Genomic DNA, 8,287 nt, shown 5'->3' on the forward strand with positions numbered 1-8,287 from the left:
GCTCACTACGTTTGCTCTGCGGCCCCCATCGCGTGAAGCGCGGCGGGTCAACCGGAGCCCCCGGCCCCCTTTTCGGGGTGCGCCGCGCGCCCGGCCCGCCGCCAGGCACAACATTTTCCCCATTGGGGGACAGCACCCGCCAGCCGGTCTCCGCAGGGGCCTAGCCCAACGGCGCGCAGATCGGCGGCGCGAGCATGGAAGTGCGAACCAGAACCAGATGAACATGAAGCGTATGCGCGGCCGCGGGAACTTCCGGCAGGGTGGCCACAACGGCGGCGGTGGCGGCGGTGGTCCGCGCCCGCAGCACAACGGCAATCAGCCGATGAACCGCAACCATGTGTTCGACTCGATCGGGCCGGACATGCGGATGCGCGGCACTGCCCAGCAGCTCTTCGAGAAGTACCTCCAGCTCGGCCGCGACGCGACCGGCTCCGGCGACCGGGTGATGGCGGAAGGGTACTTTCAGCACGCGGAACACTACTTCCGCATCCTCAACGCCATGAACCAGGCCCAGCAGCAGCAGGGCGGCGGGGCCGGCCCGCAGCACGGCGGCCGCCGTTACCAGGGCAACGAGAGCGGCGGCGACGGCTTTGCCGAGGGCGAGGGCGAGGCGCAGATCACCGCCCCTGCCGGCTACGACACCGCCTCCACCGAGGGCGAGGCCCGCGAGACCCTTCAGTAAGAAGCGGGTCAGTAAAAGGCGGGCTGGCGGCTAGGTGATGGCCGCCGAGCCGGGCCACCGGTCCGGGCCATCAGGTGATGACCGCAACCTCCACCTGCCCGCGGCGGCGCAGCACGTTCAGCGAGACGCCGCCATCGGCGTCGTGGCGCCGTAGCCTCACGTCCACCATCGCCGTGCCGAGCCGCAGGTTCTCGATCCGCAGCTCCTCCAGCCAGGAGGGCAGGAAGGGGCGGAGGAAGCGGATCACCCCATCCTCCGGCCGGAACGAGACGCCGAGCATGGCGCCCAGCGCGGCGTAGACGGTCGCCGCCGCCCAGGCCTGCGGCAGGCAGGCCACGGGGTAGGAGGTCGGCCCTTCGCCGTGCCGGCGCGCGAAGCCGCAGAAGAGCTCCGGCAGGCGGTACATGTCCACGGCCAGGGCGGAATCGTAGATCCCGGTCAGCAGGCGCTCCAGCTGAGCGTTCAGCCCGTAGCGCTTCATCCCCAGCGCGATCAGCCCGTTGTCGTGGGGCCAGACTGAGCCGTTGTGGTAGCTCATCGGGTTGTAGCGGCTCTCACCCTCCGCGATGGTGCGGATGCCCCAGCCGCAGAAGCTCTCCGGCGTCATCAGGGTCTGCCCGATGCGCCGTGCCCGCTCTGGGGTGGGCAGGCCGGTCAGCAGCGCGTGCCCGGCGTTGGAGGAGCGGACGCGGCAGGGCCGTTTCTCCCCGTCCAGCGCCAGGGCGTAGGTGGAGAGCTCCTCGATCCAGAAGGCCTCCTCCACCCGGGCGCGCAGCGCGTCAGCCCGATCGGTCCATAGGGCGGCCTCGTCCTCATGGCCGAGAGCCTTGGCCATGCGCCCCGCGCCGCGCCAGGCGGCCTCGCCATAGGCCTGCACCTCGATCAGGGCGATGGGCGCCTCGGCCAGCTTGCCGTCGGCGTGGAACACGCTGTCCCAGCTGTCCTTCCAGCCCTGGTTGACCAGCCCGTTCACGGACTGCCGGTCGTACTCCAGCAGCCCGTCGCCATCGATGTCGCCGTACCGCTCGATCCAGCCGAGCGCGGCGACGATATGCGGCCAGATCTCCCGGACCAGTGCCCAGTCCCCGGTGCGCTCTGCATACTGCGCGGCGAGCACGACGAAGAGCGGCGTGGAATCGACGGAGCCGTAATAGCGGCCGAATGGGACCTCGCGCAGCGCCGCCATCTCGCCGCTGCGGCTCTCATGCAGGATCTTGCCGGGCTCCGCATCCCGCGCCGGGTCCAGCTCCGTTGCCTGCAGCTTCGCGTGATAGCGCAACACGCCACGCGCCAGCTCCGGGTCCGCCCAGAGGCACTGAATGGCCGTGATCAGGCTGTCCCGGCCGAAGGGGCAGGAGAACCAGGGAATGCCGGCAAAGGGGAAGGGGCCGGATTCTGTCTCCGTCGTCAGCATCGTCAGATCGGAAGCGGAGCGGGCGAACCAGTCGTTGAAGGCCTGGTTGGAGGAGATCACGGTCGCCCGCTGCCGTTCCCGCGCGCCGCACCAGTTGCGGATGCCCGCCAGCAACGCGTCGAAGCCGGGCGGGGAAGGGGCCTCGGCCGCCTCGGTTCCGGACTCGCAGAGGATCATCACCTCGATGACCGTCTGGCCGCCCGGATCGAGTTCTACTGGCCAACGGTTGTCGCGGGCCGGGGTGCCCTGCGGCCGTGGATTGAACTCCAGCCGGGTGCGGCGCTCCACCCCGTCCAGCCCGAGATAGGCGAAGACGAGGCTGCCATCCGGGCGGGCTTCCGGGGCGCGCCGCTCCCCGCGCCGGGCGCGGTTCTGCCCGCGCACCTCGAAAATGTCGGCGAAGTCGGCGGCGATGGAGAGCGAGATCTCCGTGGAGAGATGCGCCTCCCCGAAGTTCCGCACGGAGATGCGCTCCCGCACCATCCCCGCGCCGAGCACCATCTGGCGCTCCACATGGACCGTGTCCCGGAGCAGCTTGCGGTCCGGCGCCACAGTCAGGTCGGGGTTGGTGAGGTTCACAGTCAGCACGGTGTTGTCCGCGCTGACCGCCGAGGAGAGCAGCAGCGGCCGCATTCCCGCCACGCGGAGGGAGAGGCGGGAGACGAAGCGCGTGTCGTCGTGGAACAAGCCTTCAGCGGTGGAGCCGATGGCCTGGGCATCGCCGAAATGGTCCAGAACCAGGAAGGAGGAGCCGTTCTTCAGCGTGCGCGGCCGGTAGAGGGCCAGGGCCGTGGCGGCCGTGGCGGCGACGCTCCAGCCACTCTCCTCCTCCGACCGCGGCAGGCCCGCCCCTTCGTCGTCCATGTACAGATCCTTTGCCGCGAACATCCGGTGAATGCCGCGCCGGCCCCGGGGTTGCCGCCGCCGGCGTAACGTCCCGGCCGGACGGCGCCTGGGCCGCGGCCGGGACAGCCCCTCTCAGACCGCGCGGAGGATGGTTGTGCGCTCCCGCCCGAGCAGGCGGCGGTAGATGGCCAGGTGGTCCTCCGCCATGCGGCGGGCGGTGAAGCGGGCCTCGAACTCCTGGCGTACCCGGGCGCGATCCATAGCCTGCACCTTTTTCAGCGCGGCCAGGGCGCCCGTCTCGTCCTCCACGATGAAGCCGGAGACGTCGTCCTCGATCACCTCCGGCACGGAGCCGCGGTTGAAGGCGACCACGGGCGTGCCGCAGGCCATCGCCTCGATCATCACCAGCCCGAAGGGCTCAGGCCAGGCGATAGGGGTGAGGAGGCAGAGGGCATTGCCCAGGAACTCGGCCTTCTGGGCCTCGTTGATCTCGCCGATGAACTCCACGCCGGGGAGGGAGAGCATGGGCTGCACCACCTCCTCGAAATAGGCCTGGTCGGCGCGATCCACCTTGGCGGCGATGCGGATCGGGATTCCGGCGGCCTGGGCGATGCGGATGGCCGTGTCCGGCCCTTTCTCCGGCGAGATGCGGCCGAGGAATGCAATGTAGCCGCCCTGGCGCGGGCTGAAAGGCAGCAGGTCCTGCGGGATCCCGTGCAGCACCGTGCCGGCCCAGTTCACGTCCACGTGGTGCAGCGGCCGGCGCTGGCTGTCCGAGATGGAGATGAAGGGCGCGTCCGGGAAGGCGGAGAGAAGGGGCTGGATCTCCGGCAGGTCCAGGCGGCCATGGAAGGTGGAGACGAAGGGCAGGCCGCGGCCGCGCATGGCCGGAAGGTGCAGGTGGTCGATGTGGAAGTGCACGACGTCGAAACGCGCGGCCAGGTCCAGGACCCGCTGCACCATCAACATGTGCGGCGCCGTGGCGTCTCGGATGGAGGGGTCCAGGCGGATGGCCTGGGGCAGCATCGGCTCCAGTTCCGCTGAGGTGAGGCTGTCGCCGCTGGCGAAGAGCGTGACTTCGTGCCCGAGGGCGACGAGTTCCTCGGTCAGGTAGGAGACGATCCGTTCCGTGCCGCCGTACAGCTTCGGGGGGACGGCTTCGGCGAGAGGCGCGACCTGGGCGATGCGCATGGGTTGAGGACTTCTCCGGATCCTCGGGCCTCCCCGCCGGCCCCGGCCGGCGCCCCGGCCGGGGACCGGGGCTACAACAAACAAATGATGGCGCGGTTGCGGTGCAGCAACAGGTCAGGCGGGTTCCAGCGCATCCCCGACCGCCACCCTACCGCCTTCGGCCACGGTGGCATGGACGCCCAGGTCCATATGGCCGAAATGCTCGCGCAGCAGGCGCGGCAGGTCCACGTCGCGCTCACCCGTCTCCAGGTCCACCTGGGTCGCCGGGCAGCGCTGGGTCCGCTTGAACACGGAAATCCGGGCGCCGCCCAGCAGCACCTCCCGCCCGACCCACTCGTGCTCCGCCCAGGCGGGAAGGCCGGAGAAGTAGACGTTCGCACGGAAGCGCAGCGGGTCCAGCCGCCGCCCGATCGCCTTCTCCACCTCCGCGAGGCTCGCCAGGTTGAGAAGGGAGATGCCCTTCAGACGTTGGTCCGTGAAGGCGTGGCCTGGCGCCTCGGTGAAGCGCGGGGGGCGGGGGGACCCGTCCGGTGCGGTGCCGTGGCGCGCCTCCTCGCCGAGGAAGCGGATGAGCCAGGCGCCGAGGGCGGCCCTGCCCTCCGCCGTTCCCGTGCGGGCGATCAGTGGCTCGTGGCCCGCGGCCGCCAGGGCCAGAGTGCCGTCGTGCGGGTCGAAGGCGGCACGGACCAGCACCACCTTCCCGTTCTTCATCATACAGGCGAAGTTCTGCTTCGGCAGAAAGGTCGGCGCCGCCTCGTCGAACGGAGAGTCGCCCTGGGCGAGGGCGAAGCGGCGGTCGTGGGGGATGGTCTCGCCCGGGGTGAGCTTCACCTCCTCCAGCGCCTCGGCCGTCAGCCCCTTCACCGGGTACCGATAGAGCCGCTCCACCCGCATCCTCTTGATCTCCCGAAAACAACCCCTTGAAGGGGGCGGAAGAGCGATACCACATCCCGATCAAACGCCGAACCCGTTGCCAGTTGGGGCGGGGAGGGCGGTCGCCTCCATGAGGGACACGAGAGATATGGACATCGAGAAGCTCACCGAGCGGGCGCGCGGCTTCCTGCAGGCCGCGCAGACCATCGCCATCCGGGAATACCACCAGCGCGTCACCCCGGAGCACCTGCTGAAGGCGCTGCTGGACGACGAGGAGGGGGCGGCCGCCGGGCTGATCCGCGCCGCGGGCGGCGATGCGGCGGCAGCGAAGCGCGAGGTGGATGCCGAGGTCGGCCGGAACCCGCGCGTCTCCGGCGGCGGCGCCGGCCAGCCGCAGGTCACGCCCGATTTCGTGCGCGTGCTGGACGCCGCCGAGCGCATGGCGAGCAAGGCAGGCGACAGCTTCGTCGCCCAGGACCGGCTACTGGTGGCAATCGCGGCCAGCGACACGCCGGCCGGCCGCCTGCTGGTGAAGGTGGGCGCCACGGCGCAGAAGCTGGAAGCGGCGGTTGATCAGGTCCGCAAGGGCCGCAAGGTGGATAGCGCGAATGCCGAGCAGCAGTTCGATGCGCTGAAGAAGTACGCCCGCGACCTGACCGAGGCCGCGCGCGACGGCAAGCTGGATCCGGTGATCGGGCGCGACGAGGAGATTCGCCGCACGATCCAGGTTCTCGCCCGCCGCACGAAGAACAACCCCGTGCTGATCGGCGAGCCCGGCGTCGGCAAGACCGCAATCGTCGAGGGGCTGGCGCTGCGCATCATCAATGGCGACGTACCAGAAGCGCTGAAGAGCCAGCGCGTGCTGGCGCTCGACCTTGGCGCGATGGTGGCTGGCGCGAAGTACCGCGGCGAGTTCGAGGAGCGCCTGAAGGGCGTGCTGACGGAGATCGAGTCCGCGAACGGCGAGATCATCCTATTTATTGACGAGATGCACACGCTGGTTGGCGCCGGCAAGGCGGATGGCGCGATGGACGCTTCCAACCTGCTGAAGCCGGCGCTGGCCCGCGGCGAGCTGCACTGCATCGGCGCGACCACGCTGGACGAGTACCGCAAGCACGTGGAGAAGGACGCGGCACTCGCGCGCCGCTTCCAGCCCGTGTTCGTGGGCGAGCCGAGCGTGGAGGATACCATCTCCATCCTGAGGGGCATCCGCGAGAAGTATGAGCTGCACCACGGCGTGCGGATCGCGGACAGCGCGCTGGTCGCGGCCGCGACCCTCTCCAACCGGTACATCACCGACCGGTTCCTGCCGGACAAGGCAATCGACCTGGTGGACGAGGCGGCTTCCCGCCTTCGCATGGCCGTGGACAGCAAGCCGGAGGAGCTGGACGCGATCGACCGCGACCTCATGCGCTCCCGCATCGAGAGGGAAGCGCTGAAGCGCGAGACGGACGCAGCGAGCCGCGACCGGCTGGAGAAGCTGGAGCGCGAGATTGCGGCGCTGGAGGAAAGCTCCGCCGCGCTGACCGCGCGCTGGCAGGCGGAGAAGAACCGGCTGGGCGAGGCGCAGAAGGCCAAGGAAGAGCTGGACCGCGCCCGCACGGAGGTTGAGCTGGCCCAGCGCAAGGGCGACTACGCCCGCGCCGGCGAGCTGACCTACGGGGTGATCCCCGCGCTCGAGAAGCAGATCGCGGAGGCAGCCGATGATGGCGGCCGGCTGGTGAACGAGGCGGTGACGGAGGAAGGCGTTGCCGCCGTCGTCTCCCGCTGGACCGGCGTGCCTGTCGAGAAGATGCTGGAGGGCGAGCGTGCGAAGCTGATCCGCATGGAGGACGAGCTGCGTAAGCGGGTCGTTGGCCAGGAGGAGGCGCTGGAGGCGGTTTCCAAGGCCGTGCGGCGCGCCCGCGCCGGGCTGCAGGACCCGTCCCGCCCGATCGGCAGCTTCCTCTTCCTCGGCCCGACGGGCGTGGGCAAGACGGAGTTGACGAAGGCGTTGGCGAGCTTCCTGTTCGACGACGAGCGCGCGCTGCTGCGCATCGACATGTCGGAGTACATGGAGAAGCACGCCGTTGCGCGCCTGATCGGGGCCCCCCCGGGCTATGTCGGCTACGAGGAGGGCGGCGCGCTGACCGAGGCGGTGCGGCGCCGGCCTTACCAGGTCATCCTCTTCGACGAGGTGGAGAAGGCGCATGACGACGTCTTCAACATCCTCCTTCAGGTGCTCGATGACGGGCGGCTGACGGACGGGCAGGGGCGGACGGTGGATTTCCGCAACACCCTCATCGTCCTGACCAGCAACCTGGGCAGCGAGATACTGGCGGCCCAGCCCGAGGGCGAGGACGTCGATCTCGTCCGCGGCCAGGTGATGAACGTCGTCCGCACCCGCTTCCGGCCGGAGTTCCTCAACCGGCTGGACGAGGTGGTGCTGTTCCGCCGGCTGGCGCGCGGCGACATGGGGTCCATCGTGGACATCCAGCTCGGGCGGCTGCGGAAGCTGCTTGCCGACCGGAAGATCACGCTGGAACTCGATCAGGGCGCGCGGGACTGGCTGGCCGAGGCCGGGTACGACCCAACCTACGGTGCGCGGCCCCTGAAGAGGGTCATCCAGCGCAACTTGCAGGACCGTTTGGCCGGCATGCTGCTGGAGGGCACGGTTCGCGACGGTCAACTTCTGGGCGTTGCGGTCGGGCCCGATGGCCTAGAAGTATCGCCGGTCGGAACGGTTGCGGAAACTGTGTGACACCCCTTTGACAGGTGTGGGGCGCGCCCATATAAGCCGCCCCACACCGACGGCGCCCGCGAGGACGCTGAGGTGGCCCGGAAAGAAGCGAGTGGGCAGGGTTGACGAAGCGGCCTCGAGCTGCTAGATACGTTGCCCCGCTGATCGCTTCGATCGCGGTTTCGATCAGAGGTTGGGCTTGCCCGACCGGGGAGACCCGGAGCCTAGGATCATTTGTTCCTTGAAAGTCAAATCTGTTTTCCTGAAGACGAGGAAGAGTTTTGTAGCTCTTGCTTGGCGGAGAGGGGAGGGATGCGTGGCCAGTGTCATGTGTTCTGATCTTGAAGCTGGGGAGGGATACGGGAGAGAGAGTAGCGAGTGGAGTTTTGGTTAGGGTCTTCTCTGAGATGCCGAGGTCTTTTGGGCTGAGGTGTTGATGAACTTGAGAGTTTGATCCTGGCTCAGAGCGAACGCTGGCGGCATGCTTAACACATGCAAGTCGCACGGGCAGCAATGTCAGTGGCGGACGGGTGAGTAACGCGTAGGAACATGTCCTGAGGTG

The 8,287-nt window shown here is 69.1% G+C and carries 5 protein-coding genes and 1 rRNA gene; 3 read left to right on the forward strand and 3 right to left on the reverse strand.

Translation table 11 applies throughout. The features are described 5' to 3' along the window. Positions 1-217: 217 nt before the first annotated feature. Positions 218-682, forward strand: coding sequence for a DUF4167 domain-containing protein (locus NRP21_RS10770; RefSeq protein WP_257716198.1), 465 nt, complete (start codon positions 218-220; stop codon positions 680-682). Between the two features lie 70 nt (positions 683-752). On the opposite strand, the gene NRP21_RS10775 is transcribed toward NRP21_RS10770, so the two are convergent. The 3 genes from NRP21_RS10775 to NRP21_RS10785 form a co-directional block, all read right to left on the reverse strand. Then, on the reverse strand, positions 753-2,960 hold the full coding sequence (locus NRP21_RS10775) for an amylo-alpha-1,6-glucosidase (protein ID WP_257716199.1): 2,208 nt from the start codon (positions 2,958-2,960) through the stop codon (positions 753-755). Between the two features lie 114 nt (positions 2,961-3,074). Beyond that, the gene (locus tag NRP21_RS10780; protein WP_257716200.1) at positions 3,075-4,133 is read right to left on the reverse strand and encodes a glycosyltransferase family 4 protein; all 1,059 of its coding nucleotides are present in this window, start codon (positions 4,131-4,133) and stop codon (positions 3,075-3,077) included. A gap of 114 nt (positions 4,134-4,247) precedes the next feature. After that, the gene (locus tag NRP21_RS10785; RefSeq protein WP_257716201.1) at positions 4,248-5,027 is read right to left on the reverse strand and encodes an MOSC domain-containing protein; all 780 of its coding nucleotides are present in this window, start codon (positions 5,025-5,027) and stop codon (positions 4,248-4,250) included. 127 nt (positions 5,028-5,154) lie between these two features. On the opposite strand from NRP21_RS10785, the gene clpB reads away from it, so the two are divergent. After that, positions 5,155-7,746 carry an ATP-dependent chaperone ClpB gene (clpB, locus tag NRP21_RS10790; RefSeq protein WP_257716209.1) on the forward strand — a complete coding sequence of 864 codons (2,592 nt, stop codon included), beginning with the start codon at positions 5,155-5,157 and terminating at the stop codon, positions 7,744-7,746. A gap of 417 nt (positions 7,747-8,163) precedes the next feature. After that, positions 8,164-8,287: ribosomal RNA gene (locus NRP21_RS10795) — 16S ribosomal RNA — on the forward strand; the annotation flags it as partial.

The organism is Roseomonas populi, assembly GCF_024594815.1.
Taxonomy (GTDB): domain Bacteria; phylum Pseudomonadota; class Alphaproteobacteria; order Acetobacterales; family Acetobacteraceae; genus Roseomonas; species Roseomonas populi.

Excerpts from the sequence above, each read along its gene's own strand:
- NRP21_RS10770 (WP_257716198.1), top strand. The coding sequence starts at position 218 with ATGAACATGAAGCGTATGCGCGGCCGCGGGAACTTCCGGCAGGGTGGC.
- NRP21_RS10775 (WP_257716199.1), bottom strand. The coding sequence starts at position 2,960 with ATGGACGACGAAGGGGCGGGCCTGCCGCGGTCGGAGGAGGAGAGTGGC.
- NRP21_RS10780 (WP_257716200.1), bottom strand. The coding sequence starts at position 4,133 with ATGCGCATCGCCCAGGTCGCGCCTCTCGCCGAAGCCGTCCCCCCGAAG.
- NRP21_RS10785 (WP_257716201.1), bottom strand. The coding sequence starts at position 5,027 with ATGCGGGTGGAGCGGCTCTATCGGTACCCGGTGAAGGGGCTGACGGCC.
- clpB (WP_257716209.1), top strand. The coding sequence starts at position 5,155 with ATGGACATCGAGAAGCTCACCGAGCGGGCGCGCGGCTTCCTGCAGGCC.